This is a genomic window from Protofrankia sp. Cj5 (genome assembly GCF_917627405.1).
GTDB lineage: Bacteria > Actinomycetota > Actinomycetes > Frankiales > Frankiaceae > Protofrankia.
Map to the genome: position 1 here is coordinate 1 of NZ_CAKJTO010000004.1, position 22653 is coordinate 22653.

Annotated in this window: 19 protein-coding genes, 1 tRNA gene, 1 other RNA gene, 1 pseudogene and 2 riboswitches; of the genes and pseudogenes, 12 read left to right on the forward strand and 10 right to left on the reverse strand. The window is 67.0% G+C overall.

Annotated features, from left to right (window positions below; genetic code table 11):
- From MJ777_RS02010 to MJ777_RS02025, 4 genes are all read right to left on the reverse strand, one after another.
- Positions 1-1029: nucleotidyltransferase (locus MJ777_RS02010; protein WP_239372796.1), on the reverse strand; the 1029-nt coding region annotated here is incomplete at its 3' end.
- A 234-nt stretch (positions 1030-1263) separates the two neighbouring features.
- The gene (locus MJ777_RS02015; protein ID WP_239345382.1) at positions 1264-1776 is read right to left on the reverse strand and encodes a GNAT family N-acetyltransferase; all 513 of its coding nucleotides are present in this window, start codon (positions 1774-1776) and stop codon (positions 1264-1266) included.
- Positions 1769-2836: an NAD(P)-dependent oxidoreductase gene (locus tag MJ777_RS02020; RefSeq protein ID WP_239308285.1), complete on the reverse strand. Its 1068-nt coding sequence runs from the start codon at positions 2834-2836 to the stop codon at positions 1769-1771. The genes MJ777_RS02015 and MJ777_RS02020 overlap by 8 nt, the downstream gene beginning before the upstream one ends.
- A 387-nt stretch (positions 2837-3223) precedes the next feature.
- Positions 3224-4246 carry a CAP domain-containing protein gene (locus tag MJ777_RS02025; protein ID WP_239372798.1) on the reverse strand — a complete coding sequence of 341 codons (1023 nt, stop codon included), beginning with the start codon at positions 4244-4246 and terminating at the stop codon, positions 3224-3226.
- A 503-nt stretch (positions 4247-4749) separates the two neighbouring features.
- Between MJ777_RS02025 and MJ777_RS02030 the strand changes: the two genes are divergently transcribed.
- The 3 genes and pseudogenes from MJ777_RS02030 to MJ777_RS02040 all read left to right on the forward strand — a co-directional run.
- Positions 4750-4992 (forward strand): hypothetical protein, encoded by a 243-nt coding sequence (locus tag MJ777_RS02030; RefSeq protein WP_239372800.1) that lies wholly within the window; start codon positions 4750-4752, stop codon positions 4990-4992.
- Between the two features lie 108 nt (positions 4993-5100).
- Positions 5101-6138 carry a class II fructose-bisphosphate aldolase gene (gene fbaA / locus MJ777_RS02035; protein WP_239308287.1) on the forward strand — a complete coding sequence of 346 codons (1038 nt, stop codon included), beginning with the start codon at positions 5101-5103 and terminating at the stop codon, positions 6136-6138.
- Positions 6139-6680: 542 nt separating this feature from the next.
- Positions 6681-6855: riboswitch (cyclic di-AMP (ydaO/yuaA leader) on the forward strand.
- Between the two features lie 119 nt (positions 6856-6974).
- A pseudogene (locus MJ777_RS02040) lies at positions 6975-7148 on the forward strand (transglycosylase family protein); the annotation flags it as partial.
- On the opposite strand, the gene MJ777_RS02045 reads toward MJ777_RS02040, so the two are convergent.
- A complete protein-coding gene (locus MJ777_RS02045; RefSeq protein ID WP_239372848.1) occupies positions 7112-7624 on the reverse strand; it encodes a hypothetical protein in 513 nt (170 codons plus the stop codon). The pseudogene MJ777_RS02040 and the gene MJ777_RS02045 overlap by 37 nt on opposite strands.
- A 4-nt stretch (positions 7625-7628) precedes the next feature.
- Here MJ777_RS02045 and MJ777_RS02050 point away from each other — a divergent pair, with 4 nt between their 5' ends.
- The 3 genes from MJ777_RS02050 to MJ777_RS02060 all read left to right on the forward strand — a co-directional run bounded on the left by MJ777_RS02050 (position 7629) and on the right by MJ777_RS02060 (position 9824).
- Positions 7629-7829 (forward strand): peptidoglycan-binding protein, encoded by a 201-nt coding sequence (locus MJ777_RS02050; RefSeq protein WP_239308289.1) that lies wholly within the window; start codon positions 7629-7631, stop codon positions 7827-7829.
- Positions 7830-8192: 363 nt separating this feature from the next.
- A riboswitch (cyclic di-AMP (ydaO/yuaA leader) is annotated at positions 8193-8359 on the forward strand.
- Between the two features lie 5 nt (positions 8360-8364).
- Complete coding sequence (locus tag MJ777_RS02055; protein WP_239308290.1) at positions 8365-9096, forward strand: transglycosylase family protein; 732 nt, start codon at positions 8365-8367, stop codon at positions 9094-9096.
- 293 nt (positions 9097-9389) lie between these two features.
- A complete protein-coding gene (locus tag MJ777_RS02060) occupies positions 9390-9824 on the forward strand; it encodes a DUF3151 domain-containing protein (protein WP_239308291.1) in 435 nt (144 codons plus the stop codon).
- Between the two features lie 185 nt (positions 9825-10009).
- On the opposite strand, the gene MJ777_RS02065 is transcribed toward MJ777_RS02060, so the two are convergent.
- The gene (locus MJ777_RS02065) at positions 10010-11242 is read right to left on the reverse strand and encodes an adenosylmethionine--8-amino-7-oxononanoate transaminase (protein ID WP_370651417.1); all 1233 of its coding nucleotides are present in this window, start codon (positions 11240-11242) and stop codon (positions 10010-10012) included.
- 562 nt (positions 11243-11804) lie between these two features.
- Positions 11805-11889: transfer RNA gene (locus MJ777_RS02070), tRNA-Ser, on the reverse strand.
- A gap of 132 nt (positions 11890-12021) precedes the next feature.
- On the opposite strand from MJ777_RS02070, the gene ffs reads away from it, so the two are divergent.
- The 6 genes from ffs to MJ777_RS02100 all read left to right on the forward strand — a co-directional run bounded on the left by ffs (position 12022) and on the right by MJ777_RS02100 (position 17822).
- Positions 12022-12118: signal recognition particle sRNA small type (gene ffs / locus MJ777_RS02075), an RNA gene on the forward strand.
- 90 nt (positions 12119-12208) lie between these two features.
- Positions 12209-14566 carry a DNA polymerase III subunit gamma and tau gene (locus MJ777_RS02080; RefSeq protein ID WP_239372802.1) on the forward strand — a complete coding sequence of 786 codons (2358 nt, stop codon included), beginning with the start codon at positions 12209-12211 and terminating at the stop codon, positions 14564-14566.
- Positions 14567-14674: 108 nt separating this feature from the next.
- A complete protein-coding gene (locus MJ777_RS02085) occupies positions 14675-15097 on the forward strand; it encodes a YbaB/EbfC family nucleoid-associated protein (protein ID WP_239308294.1) in 423 nt (140 codons plus the stop codon).
- A 61-nt stretch (positions 15098-15158) separates the two neighbouring features.
- Positions 15159-15755, forward strand: a complete 597-nt coding sequence (gene recR / locus MJ777_RS02090; RefSeq protein WP_239308295.1) for a recombination mediator RecR — start codon at positions 15159-15161, stop codon at positions 15753-15755.
- Between the two features lie 246 nt (positions 15756-16001).
- Entirely contained in the window at positions 16002-16448 is a 447-nt protein-coding gene (locus tag MJ777_RS02095) for a hypothetical protein (protein WP_239308296.1), read from the forward strand.
- A gap of 123 nt (positions 16449-16571) precedes the next feature.
- The gene (locus MJ777_RS02100) at positions 16572-17822 is read left to right on the forward strand and encodes a Fic family protein (protein WP_239372804.1); all 1251 of its coding nucleotides are present in this window, start codon (positions 16572-16574) and stop codon (positions 17820-17822) included.
- Between the two features lie 63 nt (positions 17823-17885).
- On the opposite strand, the gene MJ777_RS02105 is transcribed toward MJ777_RS02100, so the two are convergent.
- From MJ777_RS02105 to MJ777_RS02115, 3 genes are all read right to left on the reverse strand, one after another.
- Positions 17886-18890 (reverse strand): zinc-dependent alcohol dehydrogenase family protein, encoded by a 1005-nt coding sequence (locus MJ777_RS02105; protein WP_239372846.1) that lies wholly within the window; start codon positions 18888-18890, stop codon positions 17886-17888.
- A gap of 185 nt (positions 18891-19075) precedes the next feature.
- On the reverse strand, positions 19076-19660 hold the full coding sequence (locus MJ777_RS02110; RefSeq protein WP_239308298.1) for a TerD family protein: 585 nt from the start codon (positions 19658-19660) through the stop codon (positions 19076-19078).
- A 1194-nt stretch (positions 19661-20854) separates the two neighbouring features.
- Positions 20855-22150, reverse strand: coding sequence for a nitrous oxide reductase family maturation protein NosD (locus MJ777_RS02115; RefSeq protein ID WP_239372806.1), 1296 nt, complete (start codon positions 22148-22150; stop codon positions 20855-20857).
- Between the last annotated feature and the right edge of the window lie 503 nt (positions 22151-22653).

The window sequence follows — 22653 nt, forward strand, 5'->3', positions numbered from 1 at the left end:
CGCCTGTTCCGCTTCAACAGCGTCATCAGCATGGGCACGGGCGAAACGCACCGACTCCGCAAGGGCGTCGCAGTCGCCTGGCTGCAGGTACGTCGACAGGTCACCTCCGACCTCCGCCGGGTCGTAGGCGGTGAATCCCTTGGTTTCGATGTGCCTGAAGACCTCCGCCAGCGCCTGCCGGGTGTTGAGCCCACGGTTGATCAGAACCTTGCCCGCGAGCGCCTCGAGGTGGAACGAACGCAGATGGCTACCACAGACTCGATTCCACGCCTTGAGCAGCCGAACCGCCGAGGCGACCCGCGGGCCCGCGTCCGCCATCCAGCTCGCGTGCCGCTCAGGGCGGGTCGGCAGCCATCCGCCCACACAGTCCGGCATGACATAACCAGCCCGCGGATGGTCGAAGGCGGGCACGAGATGGACGTCCGGGGCTGAGTTGTAGACGATGCGCATGGCCTGGCCACGCGTGCCGATCGTCTGGATGCGGTCACCGCCGATCGCGTTACGGACACAGAGCAGCAGGTCGCGTGAGTCCCAGCGGAAGCGCTTCCACGCGCTGTTGGCGGCGCTGAACACGACGAAGATGTCAACCTCGTCCAGCGGGCGGATCATCGTGTCACGCCCCGCGGAACCGATGGTCGCCACACCGACGAGAGGCAACGCGCAGCGCGGCGGGAAGATCGCCCGCAGGGCCTGCTCAGCGTCATCCCGCCGGGCGTCGATGACCGCGCGGTCGTCGGCATTGAGGCGGACCAGGTCGTCGAGCTTGGCGAACGCACGAGCGGTGGTACCCACCAGCAGAGGGCCGGTCATGGCGCCCGTGATGGGACCGGTCTGTGGATTATGCGGATCGATACACGGATCATCCGGGAACAGTGGATTGTACGCCCCTGGCCCGGACTCGTCCGAACGGCGCCAATGCGGCGGAATAATCAGATGATCATACGTGACCTCGGACCCGCGCGGTCGCACTGGACCTGCCTCGTCCGGACTGTTCGTAAGTGCGACTTCACGATGAGTTTCCACGCTCACTCTGAGAACCTCCCAGGCGCCTTCGCGCCAACCGTACGGTCCCCCATCCATGACACGCGCCGATGACCAACCGACACGGACGCGCGAGCTGGGCGACTGGTCCACACCGTCCCATTCGCGACATCGCATCTATGGTGCCGCATCCTGCGGCGAGGTAAACATCGGGGCCAGTTAGATAACTCTAAGTTACGAAAACGATGAGAACGGGACCGTGCCGCCCGGACAGTGGTGACGCTACGGAGGTGGCGGCCGGAACCAGACCCGCCAACCATCCGCCAGCACTATGTCCGCGGGCACGAACGCGGTCGCCACAGCCAGCCGCTCACCCGTGCGGTCACCCACCCGCACCCGGCTCTCGACGACTACCTGACCGCGGAACTCCAGCCAACTGGCCAGCGCCCGCAGCGCCTCGGTGGCATACCCCCGACGCCGGTAGGGACGTCCGATGGACACCGACACCAGGGCACGCCGGTCAATGGCGTCCACCGCCAGCAGCCCGACAGCCGCTGAGTCGTCACCGCGCACCGTCCACGTCATCACACCGCGACCCGCACCGGCTCGGCGGCGCAGGTCCCGCCGTAGCGCGGCGGTCGGATCGCCCGCCGCGTCGACAGCGATCCCCTGCGCCCGGTGCAGACACGCACCCGCCAGCAGCGGTCCCAGCTCCTCGGCCACGAAGCCCGCGTTCCACACCGTCAGGGGAAGCGCGAGCAGCCTGGATGTCGTCAGGGCCGGCCCCTCACCCACGGCTGGCGGGCTCCGCAACGCCGAGCAGTCCCCGCTCTCTGAGCAGTACCTCCGTGCGGGCCATCCCCTCGTCAAGGCCAACGCGGGGCTGCCAGCCGGCAAGGCGTCTGATCTTTGCGATCGAGTAGGTACCCGTTCGGGTCAGCTCCGTCAACGCAAGGGGGCCAAGATCAACATAAGATCGAGGATGCAGGCGCGAGCTCACCCGCCCGGACAACCACCCACGCTCGATCAGCAGCCGGTCGACCGAGTCGAGCCTACGAACCAGCGCCGCGGGTACCGAGTGTGGCAGCGGCAGGCCCGCCATCCGCGCATACCGGCCGAAAAACTCGGCTGCCCCGATGCCCGTGCCACCGGTAGCATGCAGGATCTCACCTACCGTCGCCGGGGAGTCCGCTACCGCGGCGATCGCCGAAACAAGGTCGTCGACGTGGACCGGGCTCAGCACGCCCCGGCCAGAGTCCACCAGAACGAATCGGCCAGCCCGCAGCAGCAGCAACGGCCACAGGGTCCATCTGCCCGCCCGTGGTCCGTACGCGTCGCCGGCCCGCAGCACCGTCACCGCCAGACCGCGGGCGGCCGCGGCTATTGCCGTGTGCTCGGCCGCGGCCAGCGCGTCAGCCCGCGCCAGGCCTGTCATGGTGACGGGCACGGCCTCGTCAGCCTCGGCTGGGAAGGAGCCGCCCAGCACGCTCACGCAGGAAATGTGGACAACGCGGCCGACACCAGCACGTTGGCATGCGTCCAGGACGCTGGCCGTGCCCGCTACTGTGATCCTGCGTAGTTCACCGTCCGTAAGCGGAACCGACCGGCTCGGCACGCCAGCGCGGACCGCGGTCAGTTCGCCGCCGCCGCCTGTCCCGACCGCTGCCGCATGCACGACAAGATCCGCTCCGACAAGGAGCTTCTCCCAGTCACCCGGATGGGTGACGTCGGCCACGACGATGCCGGGACCGCGACGGACGTCTACCGGCACGACGTCGTAGCCGCGTAGCCGGAACTCCCGCGCAACCGCGTCCCCGATGAATCCGCCAGCGCCGGTCACCACCGCACGAACCACGTCGCCCCCTCTCGCCCCTGGGGTCCACCCGGTGAAACACAGACCGCGGGGATCCACTTTCTCGGAAGATCGGTTCACGATCCACCGGGTTCCCTGGCCCGGACACACCCGGATCCATCAAGATCCACTAGATAGACCTAACGCACCGTCACGCCCAACGCGTCGACAGGTCGCTCCAGTCGCATGATATCGACCCTACGTGATCGGCACCCAAGAGTAACCGCTTTTGAGAACCGATGGCTGTGACCGTCCGAACGCAATTGCCGGCATCATGCGGCGTACGCCAGCGCCCGACAAGCAGCGAAATATACGTTAAAAGCGACTGGTAACAGGGGACGCGGCCACGCGGGGCTGGGGTGCGTGCGCCCCGGCCCCGCTCGGTGACTCCTAGGGCGTCCCGAAATCCTGCGTCCAGTACATCCCGTAGCTGCCCCCCACGCCATAGCCGACGCCGATCTGCTTCAACGAGCAGTTAAGGATGTTCTCACGGTGCCCGGCGCTGTTCATCCAGCCGGTCATGACCTCAGCGGGAGTGCGCTGCCCAGCCGCGATGTTCTCGGCCGCGATCGAGAACTGGTACCCGGCGGCGGCCATACGCTGGAACGGCGTCCGGCCGTCCTGGCTTGTGTGACTGAAGTAATTGTGGGTGGCCATGTCATCGCTGTGCGCCTGGGCCGCGGCTGTCAGCCTGGAGTCAACGGTCAGCGGAGCACAGCCAGCTTTAGCTCGCTCGGTGTTCGTAAGCGTTACCACCTGGGATACCGGGTCTGCCGGCGCCGCCTCGGTGGCGGCGACCGGTATGGCCGGCGCGGCCGTGCGCGCGGGATCTGTCACCGTGGCCTGCGCGCCCGCCGCGGACCGCGGCTGCGGGCTCGGCACGAACGACGGCGACGGGATGATCGCCGGTGCGGGCGACGCATGTGCGTCCGAGGTGCTTGCCGGTGCGGGCGTGTTAATGATCCGCATTCGGCTCGTCCGTACCCACGGGGTCCGCGATCCATTGAACACGGCCTCGTTCAAGGTGTATATGCCGTCAGGTACCGAACGGGTATCGAGACTGATCTCATATGGGGCAACCGGCGCCACCCGGACGATCGTGCCGGGCCCTCGCAGAACGTAGGCCACCCACGTCTGCGCGTCGGCTGGGACAGCGGTGCGAATCTGAACGGTCCCGCTGACCGTGCCGCGGTCGACAATCTGCCGCGATACAGATTGAGCCGCAAGCTCAACCGGTGATGTCGACGACATCAGGGCCGAGGAGGCAGTCGAATTGTCCGCGGCGGCGGGCCCTCCCCCGTGGACAAGCTGAGTCAGAAGCAGCCCGGTCGTGGCAAGAACAAGAACGAATACTGCCAGGACAGCACCGGACCAGCCCTGCCGGGAACGGCGATGTCTGCGATGTCGATCCATGGAACCTTCCGTATGGTCGGTCCCCCCCGCGTCGTGTCCCCTCCGCATCCCCTCCAGCAGGGACAAGGGTAGCGAGTACTAGGCATGGCGAGCCATCTGATATCGCTTTTGACCGAATAGTCATGAGCAGATCGGGCCAGCGTATCGCTGTGCCTGAGGAGCCCGAGGACGCGCCGTATCGGATAAGCGACCAGCGGCCCAGGCCAGCTACCCCCGGTAGCGCCGGAACGGGCCCGCCCGCGATACCGACGACGCTGGAACTCAACCGCCGCCTCGCCCCGCCTCGACCGGGAACATCGCGACCGGGAACATCGCGGCAGCGCCGGCAATCCAGCCGTGGTGCCCGCTCCCGCACGCCCAGGGGCAAACGTCCGCATCCGTCGGACAAACCGGGCCGCAAGCCGGGCCAGAGTGCCAAAGCCCTGGTAGAGGGCATCAGCACAGGCACGTATCCGGCCGTGACGCCGTTGGAGACAGGGCCCGCCAGACCTCGGCGCGGTAACATGACCGACTACGGCGCCAGCGGTCGCGGCCAGCACGATCCCGGACGTGGGCGCACTGTGCGACATGCCCGTGTGCGGGTCTGCCGCGAGCAGACCGGCAACGAACAGGATCGTGTCACCAGGCAGCCAGAAATCGATATCGATAAGGACGCCGCTGTCGACGAATACGAGCGTGAAGATGCCAGCATAGAGCGCCGCGCCGAACGGGCCATCCACACTCACGGGTCCCGCCCGCCCCGATGACCCGCTCATCATACTCATCGTGCGGCTTCCCGCCCATGATTGCCGAACAAATCAGTTCATTACCAACCGGACAGACATGCAACCCGACTGCTCACAGGAGCCAGACCCATGCCCATCGCCACCCCGGACGTCTACGCGCAGATGCTTGACCGGGCCAAGACCGAGGCGTTCGCCTACCCGGCGATCAACGTTACTTCGTCCGAGACTCTGAACGCCGCGCTGAAGGGCTTCGCCGATGCCGGCAGTGACGGCATCGTACAGGTTTCCACCGGTGGCGCCGATTTCCTCTCCGGCACCAGGGTGAAGAACATGGTCCTCGGCGCCCAGGCGCTCGCCGAGTTCGCCCATCATGTCGCAAAGGCCTACCCGATCAATATCGCCCTGCACACCGATCACTGCCCGGCGGACAAACTCGACACTTATCTGCGTCCGCTGCTCGCGATCTCCAAGGAACGGGTTCTCAGCGAAGGAAGGCCCCCCCTCTTCCAGTCACACATGTGGGACGGTTCGGCGGTCGAACTCGAGGAAAATCTCAAGATTGCCGACGCTCTCCTGATCGAATGCCACCAGGCTGAGATCGTCCTGGAAGTGGAGATCGGCGTCGTCGGCGGTGAGGAGGATGGGGTCGTCGGCGCGATCGACGAGAAGCTCTACACCACACCAGCGGATATGTGGCGAACCGCCGAGGTTCTCGGCACCGGCGAACGGGGCCGCTACATGCTCGCCGCAACCTTCGGAAACGTACACGGTGTGTACAAGCCGGGCAACGTGAAACTCCGTCCAAGCATCCTTCGGGACGGACAGCAGTATGTCGCGCGACAGCTCGGGCTGCCAGCCGATACCAAGCCGTTCGACCTGGTGTTTCACGGCGGTAGCGGCTCCGACCCGGCCGAAATCCGCGAAGCGCTGGACTACGGCGTTGTGAAGATGAATGTGGACACCGACACTCAGTACGCGTTCACTCGGCCGATCGTCGACCATATTTTCAAGAATTATGACGGAGTGCTGAAAGTTGACGGCGAGGTCGGTGTGAAGAAACAGTACGACCCCCGCAGCTACGGCAAGGCGGCCGAGACCGGCATGGCCGCCCGCGTCGTGCGGGCCTGCGAGGACCTGCGCTCCGCCGGGCGTTCGCTCACCGGCTGAGCCGGCCGGCTCACCGGCCGAGCCGGCCGGCTCACCGGCCGAAGGAGGCGCGAGCATCGCTTTTCGCGCCTCCTTCGGCCACCACCGGATCCTCGTACCCAACCACACCGGTCCATGCCGCCCTGTCCTTCCCCGTCGTAGAACCTGTTTTGAATCACAGCTGTCGACGCTGTCGACCGCCCGGACAGAAGATTCAAAACAGGTTCCCCCAGAATGCATCGGACGATGTCGTGTGAACGCCCGCTATGAGTGCTGGGAACCCGAATTCGATGCGGCGCCGCGGGCTACGCAAACAACCTGTCCGGGTGCACGCGGTATTACTCGGGCCAGCTGCGGCACGGTGGCCACCCCGCCGCTGCCCGTGGTTTCCGCCGCTGGAAAGTGATGAGCGCGCGCCGGCGTGCGTTAGCAGCCGATCTCGAGATACGGCAAGAGCACCCAGCCCGATGTGCGCATAGTCACGAAGCGCATTCACGGCTTGTTCAGCCACCAGCGATGCTGGTTATGGTCTGCGCCGTGCCCGTCGATACGGCGGGGACACGTCGGGCGGCACGCCGAATCCTGCCCGCGCCCGACGAAAACCAAACTTGCGGCAGGAACGGGGGACCCACTTCCGGGCGTCGATACCAGGCGTCCTCGGGGTGAAGCCGTGAAAACGGCCGGGCAGTCCCAGCCCGAACCCGACAGCTCACCTCGCAGGCGTGGGGAAGGGCATTACCAATATGTCCCGTACAAGTTCTCGCGGCCGACATCGCGGAATTCGCCGGGCCCGGGTCCGTACCCGAGCCATGGTGCTGACCCCGGCCCTGCTCGCGGCGATCAGTGGTGGCATCGCGATGTCACAGCCGGCCAGCGCCGCCACCACGTGGGAGGGGCTTCGCCAGTGCGAGTCCGGCGGTGACTACACGGCCAACACCGGCAACGGCTATTACGGCGCATACCAGTTCTCGCTGAGCACCTGGCAGAGCCTGGGCTACACCGGACTGCCCAGCAGCGCATCCCCGAGCACCCAGGACGAGGCCGCGCTCAAGCTCGCCACCCAATCCGGCTTCGGCCAGTGGCCCGTCTGTGGCCGGGGCATGAGCGCCGGCCAACTCGGGGCTGGCGCCAGCTCGTCGGGCAGCGGCTCGTCGGGCACCGGCTCGTCGGGCACCGGCTCGTCAGGCACCGGCTCGTCAGGCACCGGCTCGTCAGGCACCGGCTCGTCAGGCACCGGCTCGTCAGGCACCAGCTCGTCAGGCACCAGCTCGTCAGGCACCAGCTCGTCATCAAACAGCACCGGCACCGGCTTGTCGGGCACCAGCTCGTCAGGCGCCAGCTCGTCGAGTCCAAGCAGCGCCAGCGCCAGCCCAGACAGCACCGGTTCGTCGGACAGCAGCTCGTGGCAGGCACGCTCATACGGCAGAAGCGGTTCCTCGCGTTGGGCATGGCGCGCGGCGAACGCGGCCACCCCGTCGACCGCTGTCGCTGTCGCTGCCGCTGCCACGCCTTTGACGACCGATCTGGTCGACCAGGTGCGACCGGACGTGCGGTCGTGGCAGCAGCAGATGAATGGTCTTGGTTACAACATCCAGATTGATGGTCAGTACGGACCGGAGTCGGCTGGTGCGGCGAGCCATCTCCAGGCTGACAAGGGCCTGACGGTGGACGGAATCTGCGGACCGCAAACCTGGACGGCCACCTTCAGCTGAGCCTGAACCGAACAGCTACCGCCTGACGGCTACGAAACTGATATAGACCCCGCGCACGACGAGTCGGGCCGGCCACACCAAGGTGACAACAAACACAACAGATAAACACTATAACGACCGGCCCGATTACTCGTCGTTACAAAAACCCAACACAAGCAACCCTCCAGCGGAGCTTTCCCAATCACCAGGTACAGTTCTCAGTTTGGCCCACATAGTTCATTCGGGGGATGTAGGCCAGATCCATGTAGTTCATCCGACACCCCGATTTGCTTCGAAAGAGCCAGGCTCGCTAGAGTCCTCCCCACTCGCCAGATCGGCGAGGCCGCGCGAACGGACGCCGAATCCCGTCCCCGTCCGCCGCGGCAGGACCTACCGCGAAGCCGCTAGGACGGGATCGGGGGAACCACATCCGGATACCGGAGACGCCGGTGTCCTTGGGGTGAAGCCGGCGACGCGCATGGGCGTCACCGGCCGGGCATGTTCCCAGCCCGAACCCGACAGCTCACCTCGTAGGCGACGGGAAGGACCGACCCACATGCCGTCTGTTGGCAGGCACCGCGCCCCGCAACAGTCGTCCACCGCCGTCAAGGTCCTGCGCACCACCGGTGCTGTCACAGCACTCGTGGGCAGTGGTCTCGCCGTCGCGGCCAGCCCAGCGAGCGCCGCGACCGCCGACGACTTCGCCAAACTCCGCCAGTGCGAGTCCGGTAACAACTATCACATCAATACCGGTAACGGTTTCTACGGCGCCTACCAGTTCGACGCCGGGACCTGGCATGGCCTTGGTTATTCCGGTCTTCCCAGCGACGCGCCACCGGCACTGCAGGACGATGCCGCCCACAAGCTCTACAACGCTCGCGGCTGGTCCCCCTGGCCGTCCTGCTCAGTCAAGATGGGCCTGACCAACAACGGCCCAGCACCGCAGACAGCGGCAGCCGTGCCCAGCACCGAGGTGGTCCAGCAGGCGGTTGCCCCAGCGCAGCCTCCGATGACCTTGGAACGCGCGAAGGCTCAACTGGCATCGTCAAACTTCGCCGGCACAACCCTTTCCACCGCGCTGGCCGGTGAAGTTCGCGCTGACGCTTACGTCTGGCAGAGCACGATGCGTGAGAAGAAGTTCATTCTGCAGGTGGACGGCCGCTTCGGCGGGGAATCCCAGGGTCTCGCGTCGCTGTACAGCTATCTGACCCGGGTCGACGACGGACAGACCGGTGTGGTCGGTAAGAACCTCTGGGACATCACCGTCACCAGCCCGTCGGCGCTGTGAGCGCGGGCACGCGTAAAAAGCTCCGGCAGTAGGGTGTCCGGTCAGACAGCGGCGTCCGGATGGATGGATCGCGAGGGCTGCGGAGGAGTGCGACGGAGGTGTTGGGCGGCGCGAGCCGGACAGTCCTGTTGCCGGGCGCTCTGAACCACGGTTTCCCGGCTGTCCGAAGACGATGTCGGCTTCGGCCCCCGATCCCGCGGCGGACCTGATGGCCCACCCCCCTCCCACCAGGTCCGCCGCGTGAAAGCTCCCCACGCGATGCGGCATGAGCGCGATCCGGCAGGATGGGCCTCATGACGACATCCCCCGAACGGCCGGATCTCCTTGGCGGTCCGCCTCCGACAAGGCTCGCTCTCGATCCGGCCGCCGCCAGGGCCCTCAGCGCCGGCGATGCCCCGGAGGCTGTCGCGGGCCGCTTCCCGGACTCAAGCCTTGCCTGGGCGATGTTGGCCGAGCGCTCCCTGGACGCGGGCGCGGCTGTCACGGGCTACGCCTACGCGCGGACCGGCTACCACCGCGGTCTGGACCAGCTGCGCCGTGCCGGTTGGCGCGGGCATGGGCCGATCCCGTGGTCCCATGAGCCCAACCAGGGCTTCCTGCGCGCGCTCGCGGCGCTGAGCCGTGCCGCCGCCGCCATCGGTGAAACCGAGGAGGCCGCCCGCTGCCGGGAGTTCCTCGCCGACAGCGATTCCGAGGCATCCGGCGCGCTGGGCTTCACAAGCGACTGAGCCGCTTGTGGATACCGGTCGCCTTGTACCCGGTTATAGCGGACTGTCCGGCTCGCGGCGTCCGGGTGGGGCATCCCGTCGTTGTCGTCGGTCGCCACCCAACACCAGGGTGACTCCCTCCGCCGCCTCGCGATGCACGCACCCCAGCCCCACTCCTTGATCCACGCCCCTATTGCCGGGCGCTCTTAACCGACCTGTGCGGCGGCGTGCAGCGCGCACGTGATCGCGTTGATGTCGGCATCGGTCGAGATGAACGGCGGCATGGTGTAAAGGAGATCCCGGAACGGCCGCAGCCAGACGCCGTTGCGCGACGCGGCCCTGGTCGCGGCCGGCACGTCCACCGGATGATCAAGTTGGACAACCCCGATCGCGCCCAGGACCCGCACATCGGCGACTCCGGGAAACGCGGCCACGGACGACAGCCCGCTCGCCAGCCGGGCCTCGATACGGGCGACCGAAGCCGCCCACCCCCCCTCCGTGAGCAGGTCCAGTGACGCGTTGGCTACCGCACAGGCGAGCGGGTTCCCCATGAAGGTCGGGCCGTGAGCCAGCACCGGCATCTCGCCCCGCGAAATCCCCCGGGCGACCTCCTCGGAGCACAAGGTGGCGGCCAGCGAGAGATAGCCGCCGGTCAGGGCCTTCCCCACACACATGATGTCGGGGCTGACACCGGCGTGTTCAACCGCGAACAGCCTCCCAGTACGCCCGAAGCCGGTGGCGATCTCATCAAGGATCAGCAACACGTTGTGGTCGCACGCCAGCTCCCGCAGTGCCCGGACGTAGCCGGGGCTGTGGAAGGTCATCCCACCGGCACCCTGGACCACGGGTTCCACGATGATCGCCGCGATCTGGTCAGCGTTGCGGGCCAGCAGGTCCGCGAAGTCCGCCAGATACCTCGGGTCGGTCGGGACATCGAAGCCGACGGGTGGCTGGTCCGCGAAGACCTGGGCCGGCAGCACCCGCCTCCAGAGCTGATGCATGCCGCCGACCGGGTCGCACACGGACATCGGATGGAATGTGTCGCCGTGATAGCCCCCGCGCCAGGTCATCAGCCGAACCTTCTCCGGACGCCCCGTCGACCGCCAGTACTGGATCGCCATCTTGGCGGCGACCTCGACGGACACGGAGCCGGAGTCCGTGAGGAACACGTGGCGCAGCGGCTCAGGCGTCATCTCCACCAGCCGGGCGGCCAGCCTGATCGCCGGCTCGTGGGTCAGGCCGCCGAACATCACGTGGCTCATCTTTGCCGCCTGGGCATGCAGGGCGGCGTCCAGAGCGGGGTGCGCATAGCCGTGGATGGCGGCCCACCAGGAGGACATTCCGTCGATCAGCTCAGACCTGCCTTCGACTGGCCTCGCCAGGCGCAGGCGTGTCCCGGAGGCGGATTCGACGAGGAACGTCTCATGTGTGGAGGGCATCGGCCCATAGGGATGCCAGACGTGCGCCTGGTCGAGCGCAAGCAGGCGATCCGCCGACAGGGCTGTCCGGCTGCCCAGGCCCACCTGGCCGGGCAGGCCGGTGGGGCTACTCGATGACACATCACCCTCCAGGGTCGGGACACGCGGCGCAGGGCCGGAGATTCTTTGACGGCTCGTGTCTGTGTGGTGCTCAGTCGTAGCGGCCGACACGTCCGCGGACGCGGATGCTGCCGGCATGACGGGCCCTGCCGGCATGCCGGATGCTGCCGACATGGCAGCCTGCCGCGGCGACGGCCCGGCTTCTGCCGGGGGCGCCGGACCGGATCGTTATGGGGATCATGGGGTGGTCCTCGGGCATGCGCAGGCGCTACCAGCATGTGACCGACCCGATGTTGCATGAGGCGGCGGGCACGGTCAGCTGGCTGCGGTGGGACGCACCCTGGCGCGGGCGAGCAGCCCTTGCCGGGCGCATGAGACCAGAAACAAGACCACACGATCAGGGATCGGTTCTCATAATCGGAAGGCCTGCGGCCCCTGCCCTGACAGAGCTGCATGATCGCTGCGGAGGATGAGGGATTCGAACCCTCGAGGGGTTGCCCCCAACACGCTTTCCAAGCGTGCGCCCTAGGCCACTAGGCGAATCCTCCGCTGACGAGCTTATCGGATCCCAGCGGCATCAACGCCGCCGGGCATCAAGATCCATTACGCTCAGCCAAACGATGACTCGCGGATCACCGATGCGCCGCTGAAGATCCATCCAGCAGGCCTTAGACTCCCTTGCAGACCCCTCGCGCGGCGTCACCCTCGTGAACTCCCCCAGGGCCGGAAGGCAGCAAGGGTAAGCAGGCTCTGGCGGGTGTGCGAGGGGTCGTCCTCTTCGCGGGGCCATGAGCCCGACGAGAGCCCTGATCCCTGGCAACGCCCGGGATGCCGACGGAGCGAGCGACGGAGTAGGCCGGTGATCGTGTGAGCGGCGCGCTGTACAACCGGTACCGCCCAGCGACCTTTGCCCAGGTCGTCGGCCAGGAGCACGTCACCGGCGCGCTCATGCAGGCGCTACGGACCGGCCGCCTCCACCACGCCTACCTGTTCAGCGGCCCGCGTGGATGTGGCAAGACGTCATCCGCACGCATCCTCGCCGCATCCCTGAACTGCGTGAACGGACCGACGCCCGAACCGTGCGGAGTGTGCGAGCAGTGCGTGTCGATCCGTCGCGGTATGTCCATGGACGTCACCGAGATCGACGCCGCCTCCCACGGGCTGGTGGATGATGCCCGCGATCTGCGGGAACGTGCTTTCTTCGCGCCAGCCTCGGCGCGGTTCAAGGTGTATGTCGTCGACGAGGCCCACATGGTCACAGCGGCGGCTTTCAACGCCCTGCTCAAAGTCGTCGAAGAACCACCCTCTTACCTGAAGTTCGTGTTCGCGACCACCGAGCCCGACAAGGTCATCGCCACCATCCGCTCCCGCACCCATCACTACGCGTTCCGACTCGTGCCGCCCGGGGCACTGCGCGACCACCTCACGTCGGTCTGCGCTTCGGAGGGGGTCGACGTCGACCCGGCGGTGCTGCCGCTGGTGGTGCGAGCCGGCGCTGGCTCCGTGCGTGACTCGCTGTCCGTGCTCGACCAGCTGCTCGCCGGTGCCGGGCCGGATGGCCTTTCCTACGATCGGGCGGTCGCGTTACTCGGGATGACCGATGGCGTCCTGCTGGACGAAGCGGTCGACGCCCTTGCCGCGCGGGACGGCGCCACCGCGTTCACCGTTGTCGACAAGGTCGTCTCCTCCGGGCACGACCCCCGCCGTTTCGCCATAGATCTGTTGGAACGGCTACGAGATTTGATCATCCTTGCGGCGGTGCCGGACGCTCCCGCCAAGGGGCTGCTGGAGAACTACTCGGCCGACCAGCTTGAGCGGATGGGCAGCCAGTGCGGCCGGATGGGCCCGGCCGAGCTTTCCCGGGCCGCGGATGTCGTGCATGCCGGTCTCAAGGAGATGCGCGGGACGACCAGCCCGCGGCTGCTGCTCGAACTGGTCATGGCACGGACGCTGCTACCCGCTGCCGGGTCCGACCCATCGGCCCTGTTGGTCCGCCTCGAGCGGTTGGAACGGCAAGCGGACGCGGGCGGCGGCGCCGGTCCGGCGCATGCCACGGCAGCGACCGGCAGCCCGGGACCATCGCGGCCGGCCGCGCACATGCAGACAGCATCCACTCCGGTTCCGGCCGCCGCCGGAAAGCCCGTTCCCACGGTTGCCCCGGGCCCGGCAGAACCGCCCTCCCCCGCTCGATCTTCCGGGGGTCCCGCGGCCGGAGCACGCCCATCACTCACATCCGGCGCCACCGCGGTGACACCATCCACCACTGGGACCGAGGTGGGACGGCTGCACGCGGCGTGGGATGACGTGCTACGTGCGGCCAGGTCGCGCAAGCCCGCCACCCATGCCCTGCTTCAGGAGTACGCCTCCGTCACCGATGTTCGTGGTGACGAGGTCATCCTCGCGTTCACGGTCGCGACGATCGCCCGGATGTTCGGCCAGGGCAGCAACATCGAGGTCCTACGCGCCGCGCTGACCGAAATTCTGGGCGGGACCTGGCGGATCACCATCGCGACAGCCGGCGGGTCGACGGGTGGCGCTGCCGGTGCACCGCCCGGATCCGGTGGATCACATGGCTTTGGTGCCGCCGGGGGCTTCGTCCAGGGCGGCAGGCCGCCAGGCCGCCCGAGCGAGAATCATGGGCTGGTGCCAGCCGGCTTCGGTGCGCCATGGGCTTCGACCGGGCCAGTGCACGCTGTGGCCGTCATGCCCCCGCCACCGGCAGCACCCCCGCTGACGGCAGCACCTCCACCGACGCGGCCGGGGCCACCGGCGGCCGCGCGGCACGCGGCCGGGCTCGCGGGCGCGTCCGCGCCTTCGGCGCAGGCTCCGCCGGCCGGGCCGATCCGTCATGCGGCGACGACCGCCGACCGGTCGGGTTCACCCGCCGTGGGCAACGGTCATGCCAGCGCCCAGGCAGGCGTGGATGTGACAGGACGCTCGCCCATGTACCCGCCATCGTCAGCGACGCCGGCGGCGCCAACAACGTCAGCTGCGGCGCCAACAGCACCGGTGACACCAACAACACCGATGACGCCAACAACACCGATGACGCCAACAACACCGGTGACGGCAACGGCCAGCCACGGCGACATCGACGATGAAGCCTCCCCTGACGACGATGACGCGCCAGCCCACCCAGAGGCGTCGCTGTCGGGGGAGGCCGCCGCGATGGCATTGCTGCGGTCCGATCTCGGCGCCACTGTCATCGAGCAACCCGCCGACTGAGCGCGCCAGGAGACCAGCCGGATATCCGCGGGCACACCCAACCAGCTGGACCGCGAATCGCGGCCTTCCCCGCAAGGTGTATCGGAACCCGGACGTAGGCTCAGGGACATGTCGAACCCGCAGACACCTGGGCCGGACTTCGGCCAGTTCCTCATGCAGGCCCAGCGGATGCAGGCCGAGTTGATGAACGCCCAGCAGGAGCTCGCCGGCACCAGGGTGGAGGGCACCGCCGGCGGAGGCCTGGTGAAAGCCACTGTGACTGGCGGCGGCGAGCTGGTCGATCTCACCATCAGCCCCGCCGCGGTCGATCCGGCCGACACCGAGACCTTGGCGGACCTCGTCCTCGCGGCCGTCCGGGACGCCGCCGGCAATGCGCGCGGGCTTGCCTCGGATCGCATGGGCCAGGTCACCGGCGGGCTCGGCGACGCCCTCGGCGGGCTCGGTATTCCCGGCGGACCGCCAGGTCCGGCGGGCCGGTCAGGTCTAGCAGGCGGATCCGGGCCGGGTTCTGACACCTCGGGCCTGGGGTGACAGCCATGTCGATGGACGGCTGGGCCGTATCTGGTAACCGCATCGGGGCAGGTCAGTAACGATGTACGAGGGGATCGTCCAGGATCTGATCGACGAGCTCGGTAGGCTGCCGGGTATCGGCCCGAAAAGCGCGCAGCGGATCGCTTTCCATCTTCTTTCCGCGGACCCCGCTGATGTGCGGCGCCTCGCGGCCACGTTGAACGAGATCAAAGACAAGGTACGGTTCTGCCGGCTCTGCTTCAACGTCGCGCAGGCGGAACTGTGCCGGATCTGCTCGGACCAGCGGCGTGATCCAGAACAGATCTGCGTCGTCGAGGAATCGAAGGACGTCATCGCCATCGAGCGGACGCGGGAGTTCCGAGGGCGTTATCACGTTCTTGGCGGCGCAATCAATCCGATCGGCGGAATAGGCCCTGACGATCTGCATATCCGGGAGCTGATCGCTCGGCTGGCCGATGGAACGGTGACCGAGCTGATTCTCGCGACAGATCCGAACACCGAAGGTGAAGTCACCGCGTCCTATCTGGCTCGGCAGATCGCTCCGATGGGCGTGAAGGTCACCCGCCTGGCCAGTGGCCTACCGATGGGCGGCGACCTGGAATGGGCGGACGAGGTGACTCTCGGCCGCGCCTTCGAAGGCCGTCGCGTCGTCGCCTGACCGGGCGCTCCCCGGTCAGGCGCTGTTGGGATAGACAGTGTTACCCCGCATCGCGCGTGGCGGCGTGCGAACGCCTCTCGGCTACTGTGGGCAACTCCTGTCGAGTTCAGCAGGACGGCGCGGCCGCACCCCTCCCGCGCCGCCTTTGGCCGCGAGGAAAGAGACATACAGCCTGTTCAGGTGACGTTCGCGGCCCGGTCGTCCGCGCGCGGATGAACTCCTACGACCCTCAGGAGCGCACAACAAATGATCATTAGTGCACATGTAGGTGCGGGAGCGCTGCTCGGGACGGCAGTACGCCGGCCGCTGCCCGCGTTTGCGGTGGGCTTCGCCTCCCATCTGGCAATGGACATGCTGCCGCACTGGGGTACCGGCCCAGGGCTGAGCTGGATCCCGGTCGCCCGGCGCGACGGCGTGGCAGGGCTGATCGCAATGGGCCTTCTGACCGCGGCCGCGCCACCCGGCCGGCGGCTCGCGGTGCTTGCCGGTATGAGTGGGGCATGCCTTCCCGACACCGACAAAATCGGAATCTACTTCGCCGGACGCAGTCCATGGCCGGGCCGCTTCGACCGCTTCCACGGACGCATCCAGCGGGAGTCCGCCGATCTGTTGCCCCGGGATGTACTCGTCGCCGCCACGCTCAGCGCAACTGCGGCCGGGCTGCTACACCTGCTGGGCCGGGGCAGGAGTTGAGCGGCCTCCGGGCGGCGGCCAGCCCAAGAGCCAGGGGCCCGGCGAATCGTCGCGAAGCGGCTATTCGGGGAAAGGCCGTAGTGTTGGCTGGTGTCGAAGTGCTGAAAACAGAGGAATCCGGCGATGGGTCGATACGGGGAACAACTCTGGTCCCCGAACCCGGCCGCGCCGTTGCGCGGACGCCGCACAGGGGTGTATCGCCCGTACTATCCTGATCCGCTGGCCGGGTCTCCGCCGGTCCTTCACAAGGATCTCATCGCGCGCGCGACAGCGATCGAGGTGGGCATCCGATCACTGACCAGCACGGTCGTGGTGAGCCTGGACCAGCTGGCAGATTTTCTGCTGCGCGCCGAGGCAGTCGCGTCGTCCCGGATCGCGGGAATCCAGGTCGCTCCCCAGCAGGTCGCCTTGGCGGAGTTCGCCGCTGGAGCCGGCTCCGACAATGTCGTCGAGGGTTTCAGCGTGAACGCCCGCCGGGTCGCCCGCAACATCGCCGCGCTCCGGCGCGCGGTCACCGATCTTCCCGGCACTGAGGCCATCACCGTGGACGGTATTGTCAGCTTGCAGCGCACCCTGCTGCCAGGCCACCGGCACACCGGCCCGCGATCCGTCCAGACCTGGCTCGGCGGGAGCGAATGGAACCCCCTCGACGCGGCCTTCATACCTACGCCACCGTCCGATGTGGTCAGGCTGATGACCGATCTTGTCGCCTATGCTTCAGGCGACGCTCACCCACCGCTGATCCAGGCTGGGCTCGTCCACGCCCAGTTCGAGACCATCCAGCCATTCGACAACGGCAACGGGCGGGTGGCACGGACGCTGATCCATGCCGTGCTCGCCCGCCGAGGATTGGTCACACCCGCCGTGCTGCCGATCAGCCTCGCCTTTGTGAGCCGCTCCGACAGGTATGTGACGGCGCTGGCCGCCTACTGCCATGATGGCCCGCCTGGTGGTCGAGCCGCCCACGCGGCGCTGAACCAGTGGCTGACCTTCTTTCTCGACTCCCTGGTCGTGGCGATCGAGGAGGCCCGTACGTTCGCCGAGGAGATCGCCGAACTACGCCGGTCCTGGGATGCCAGACTGACAGCTTTCCGCGAGCGAACAGTCGTGGTCCGCAACCGGCCGCGAGAACCCGCGACAGTCGATCGGTTACTCACCGTACTATCCACCTCCCCTGTGATCACAGCAACCAGCGCGGCGCGCATCCTGGACGTGTCCGTGCAGGCCGCGTGGGCCGCAGCCGAGGAGCTTGTCGGCGCGGGCATCCTGCGCCGCCGGCAGATCGGACGTGGCGCCACCGGGTACCTCAACCGGGAAATATCAGACTTGCTGACTTCCGCCGAACGCCGACTACTGGCGGTCAAACAAGGCTGACCAGCGCCTCCCTGGGAGCGCCACGCCCGACGACCGCTACGTACCGCGCCACGCTCGCGCTGTTCAGCCGGCCGGGAGCAGGACCGCGGCGCCGTTCACCCGGTCCGAGGCCAAGTCGATCAACGCCTGGTCCGCTCGGTCGAGCGGATACAGCTGGACCGTGACCGCGAGCCGATGCCGCCGCGCGATCCCGAGAAACTCGCGCCCGTCCGCCCGGGTGTTCGCGGTCGTGCTACGCAGCGTCCGTTCCTGGAACAGATGGCGCTGATAGCTCAGCACCGGCACATCGGAGAGGTGGATACCGGCGACCGACAGCGTCCCGCCGCGGTCCAGGGCCCCCAGCGCGACCGGGACCAGGTCGCCAACCGGGGCGAACAGAACGGCTGCGTCGAGCGGCTCCGGCGGGGCGTCGTAGGCCCCGCCGACCGAAGACGCGCCGAGCGCGAGCGCGAGCTGTCGCGCATCCTCGGAGCGGGTCATCACGTGGACCCTCGCGCCCTGCGCCAGTGCCACCTGCGCGGCAAGGTGGGCGGATGCGCCAAAGCCGTATACCCCAAGCCGGCCACCGGCCGGGAGCTCAGCGCGACGCAGCGCCCGGAATCCGACGATTCCTGCGCACAGCAGCGGTGCCAGTTCAGCATCGGAATAACCATCCGGCAGCCGGTAGGCGTAGTCCGCCCGGGCCACGGCGTACTCGGCATAACCGCCGTCGGCATCCCAACCGGTGTAGCGGGAGGTCAGACACAAATTCTCCGCGCCGCGGCCGCAGTAGGTACATGTCCCGTCGGTCTCCCGCAGCCAGGCGATTCCCAGCCGATCACCGATAGCAACACCTTTCACCGCAGGGCCGACTGCGTCGACATAACCGACGATCTCGTGCCCGGGAACGGTGTTGGGCCTGCGCGGTCGCAGATCGCCCTCGGCCAGATGTAGGTCCGTACGGCAGACCCCACAGGCTACGACCTGTAGACGCACCTCGCCGGCAGCCGGCTCTGGCACGGGGACGGCCGTGCGCCGCAGCGGTCGCGCCGTCGCCGGAGCCGGTGTGGTGACCTGCCAGGCCGTCATCATCGGTGTCATGCCCTTGATGTTCCCCGATCAGCCCGCTGCATTACCGCTTACCGCTTGCCGCCCATACGCTGTCACCGTCGACAAAACCGCCCTCGGTGGACGGTGACCTGAAGTATCGCCGTCCACCGACGGATCATGCCATATAGGCGAAAAGAGCCAGATGATACGTTGAAAGCGATGCGTCAGATGTTGACGCCATGATCACGGGCGAGACCGCCGAGGTCGTTGTGGCCCTGGCCAACCGCACGGAACTTCCACTCGGCGCCGTTGCGGTAAACCTCACCGAAAATGACTACCGTCTCAGTGGAGTAGTCCTCGGAAAGATCATAACGGACCAGCTCAGTGCCGGTCTGGTCGACGACACGGATGTAGGCGTTGCGCACCTGGCCGAAGTTCTGGTGCCGGTCCTGCGCACCGTAGATCGACACCGGAACGACAATCTTGTCGATGTCGGCCGGCACCTGGCCAAGGTTGATGACGATCGACTCGTCGTCCCCCTCACCCGCGCCGGTGAGATTGTCGCCGGTGAGCGTGATGGCGCCCTCCGGGGACTTCAGGTTGTTGAAGAAGACAAAATGCTCGTTGGTGAGAGCCTTACCGTCTGCCTTCACCCCGATGGCGGAGGCGTCCAGGTCGAAGTCGGTGCCAGTGGTGGTGCGAGCGTCCCACCCGAGCCCAACCGTCAACGCGGTGAGCTGAGGTGTGCCCGCGTCGGCGGCCTGTTTGGTAAGGCTGACGTTGCCGCCCTTGGCAAGGCTGATGGCCATCTGTAGATCGTCTCCTCTGATCGGTCCGCGTCGGTGCGGATCGTCCCGTGCAGGTACAGACTTACCCCAGGAACCTCCGGCGACGCGAAAAGGTCATGATCGCGCGACTTGGGCTTAAGAGCGCCCGGCAACAGGGGACGCGGCATTGCGGGGTTGGGGTGCGCACCTCGCGTCATCGCTCCCCAGCCATCGCCGCGCGATGCACGCACCCCAGCCTCACTCCTTGATCAACACCCCTGTTGCCGGGCGCTCCAACAGCTACGAAAGAACCTTCGCACACGCTAGGGCACCCGCCTACAGTCGGTCCGGTTGGGTGCGGTAGGGGCCCGGCAGTGCCATCACTGGTGACAGATGTCAACACCACCCAGCGACGACCATGGTCATACCCGATGCACTCTGTGGACGCAGGATCGGAGCGGCTGCTGGAAATACTGGATCTTCCACTAGAGCCACTGGAGCGGCTGCCGGAACCGCCGTCGGCGCTTGCTACCGCGGCGGACACGCCGCCGATGAGACCACCCACCACAGTGCCACCCACGATCACACCACCGGTCTCGGCCATGATCGTGACCCCACCACCGAGCACCAACGCACCCGCACCCGCTCCGGCTCCGGCTCCGGTTCCGGCTCCGGCTCCGGCCAGCACGCCACCGGCCTCAACCAGACCGCACGGCTCAAGAACGATGCACGCCGCGGTACCCACAACCGCCACATCGATACCGATACCAGTACCGACCTTGCACCAGAACCCGCACAACCCACTCGTATCCGCGTCGTTGAGCGGATTCCCCCGACATACCCATACGGACTACGCGTGCGATCCAGAGCCGGGTCGACCGTCAAAAACCGCGCCGTCACCGGATCGTAAAAACAAGCCCGCCGAATTCGAGTCCCGCTACTACCCGCAGGACGAAGCTGCTATGCCGACCGAAGCGCAGGCATCCCGGTCTCCAAAGAACCCGGGGCGGTTCATTCTGTATTTTCGACTCAATCATGGAAATCGAAGCAGACACTGCCAGCAAGGAGCCTTGCGCGCAACAGATCGGCCGATGCGTTGTTGGTTCGCGTAACGCGCTGTTCGCCGCGGGCATCGACGACTTCATACAGCTGGAAACAGTGACCGCGGGTGGCCCGAAACCTCATGAGCCACCCGCGGTCCTACAGCGATGAGACTGTTACCGCGCGCGGAGAGCGTTACCGCGTGCAGGGCACGTTGAACAACCCGCTCGCCGCCGCGGTGACGGTGTTGGTGCAGGAGACGGTGTTCCTGGTCTTGTCCGGCTTGTCAACGCTGACACCGAAGCCGGGACCGCGGACGTCGAGCTTGTTGCCGGTGATGATGTTTCCCATTCCCCAGCCGTCGACGACGACATGGGTCTGGATACCATCCTTCGGGCTGTTGACACCGACGTTGCCCTCGATGAGCCAGCTGTTGCCCTTCACGTCGACCCACGAATCCGCGTAGTTGTCACCCGTGATGGCGGAGCCGTCGAAGGTGTTGCTCCGCAGGACGCCACCGGTTGTGGCTTCCTTGATGTCAACCGCCTCCGCGGTCACTCCGTTGATTGCGTTACCGATAATCTGGTTACGATCGGAGTTATCCGGCTTCCCACCGCTGAACTTTGCCCAGTTCGACTCGGCCGAGCCGATGTAGATGCCCTCGCCGAAGCCCGGATCCTTGCGCCCGGTACCGCTGACCGTCGACCCGGCGACGATGTTGTCAGTCGAGAAGTTCCGTAGGTGGATGCCCTCGTCACCGATGTTCCGCACCAGTAGTCCGGTGATGACCGCCCCGCTGGTCTGGTCGGTCATCACCCCCTTCTGGCCGTCCTGGACCGTGAAACCCTCCAAGCGCCAGTAATCGGCGTTGTCAAGGTGAAAGACATAGCCACTGTTGATCGACCCACCATCGAGCACTGCGTTGCGTGAGCCACGCACCGTGATCGGGGCCTTCGCGGTCGCCGCCCGGTTGGCGACGAAGTGCCCGCTGTACTGCCCGTCCGCGAGTTGGATGAGATCCCCTGGCCGGGCGTTCGCGAGCGCGGCGGTCAACTGCTGGGTGGTCGACACCCCGACCTGACGCAACGGCGCCGGCGGCACCGGAATCCCCGTCAGCCCGGCAACCAGGGCTGGCAAGGCCGATGCGGCGGCAGGCGCTGAGGCCTGGGCGGTCGCTGTGGCTGCCGGAGACGAAACAACCGACCCGGCAGACAGCGTGCTCCCGGTAGCCGTGGGAGCCGCGGGCGTCTGGATCGGTGCCTGGTTTCCCGCGGGGGCCGCCGTGCTATGGGCGGGTTGCGTCAGGCTCGAATCGGCTGGCTTGCACGCGGCAAGCCCACCGGTCAGGAGAACAGCGGACAACACCACGGTGGCTGGTAGCCGGCTGGCAGCCGAGTGGCGCCCGGCACGGCGCTCCTGGGAGCACTCGGCCACGTCGCCCAGCGGAGAGGCGCCTCGAGGGCCCACGCCTAGTGCCTCGGTACTTGCCACGGGACTCCACCGGGCACTGCAGTTGATCATCACTGGCTCTCTAAGCCTTTCGTAGGTCCCAATCTTGGTGTCCCCCCCAAGTAGGACGAAAGGAGCATAGCGGTGAACCGGCCCGCATCCTCATGGGCCCCCACGATGCGCGAACGTCAGCCACCATCCGTAATAGCAGCATCATATGCATGAAAGAAAAATTAATGATTATCGGTTGACAAACCAACGAAGAACCCACTTCAACCCACATCATAAAAATGTGACCAACCAGCAGCGCCGTGCCACCACTGGAACACTCGGTGAAACAGCGCCAGGCAAGCCATCTCACGCATGACCCACGCGTAACCCACACATGTCCCACCGCGTACATCATTACGCCCCACGCAAAATAGCGGTTAAGAGGCTTCCGGCAGCGGGGCGTCCGAGCAGGAAGCGGCGTCGCGAGGCTGGGGCCCGCGCCTCGCGTCATCGCTCCCCGGCCATACGCCGTGCGATGCACGGGCACCCCAGCT

Coding starts and splice junctions, on each gene's coding strand:
- MJ777_RS02025 (WP_239372798.1), bottom strand. CDS start 4,246: ATGGATCGACATCGCAGACATCGCCGTTCCCGGCAGGGCTGGTCCGGT.
- MJ777_RS02030 (WP_239372800.1), top strand. CDS start 4,750: ATGACCGACTACGGCGCCAGCGGTCGCGGCCAGCACGATCCCGGACGT.
- fbaA (WP_239308287.1), top strand. CDS start 5,101: ATGCCCATCGCCACCCCGGACGTCTACGCGCAGATGCTTGACCGGGCC.
- MJ777_RS02055 (WP_239308290.1), top strand. CDS start 8,365: ATGCCGTCTGTTGGCAGGCACCGCGCCCCGCAACAGTCGTCCACCGCC.
- MJ777_RS02060 (WP_239308291.1), top strand. CDS start 9,390: ATGACGACATCCCCCGAACGGCCGGATCTCCTTGGCGGTCCGCCTCCG.
- MJ777_RS02065 (WP_370651417.1), bottom strand. CDS start 11,242: ATGCCCTCCACACATGAGACGTTCCTCGTCGAATCCGCCTCCGGGACA.
- MJ777_RS02085 (WP_239308294.1), top strand. CDS start 14,675: ATGTCGAACCCGCAGACACCTGGGCCGGACTTCGGCCAGTTCCTCATG.
- recR (WP_239308295.1), top strand. CDS start 15,159: ATGTACGAGGGGATCGTCCAGGATCTGATCGACGAGCTCGGTAGGCTG.
- MJ777_RS02095 (WP_239308296.1), top strand. CDS start 16,002: ATGATCATTAGTGCACATGTAGGTGCGGGAGCGCTGCTCGGGACGGCA.
- MJ777_RS02100 (WP_239372804.1), top strand. CDS start 16,572: ATGGGTCGATACGGGGAACAACTCTGGTCCCCGAACCCGGCCGCGCCG.
- MJ777_RS02105 (WP_239372846.1), bottom strand. CDS start 18,890: ATGACGGCCTGGCAGGTCACCACACCGGCTCCGGCGACGGCGCGACCG.
- MJ777_RS02110 (WP_239308298.1), bottom strand. CDS start 19,660: ATGGCCATCAGCCTTGCCAAGGGCGGCAACGTCAGCCTTACCAAACAG.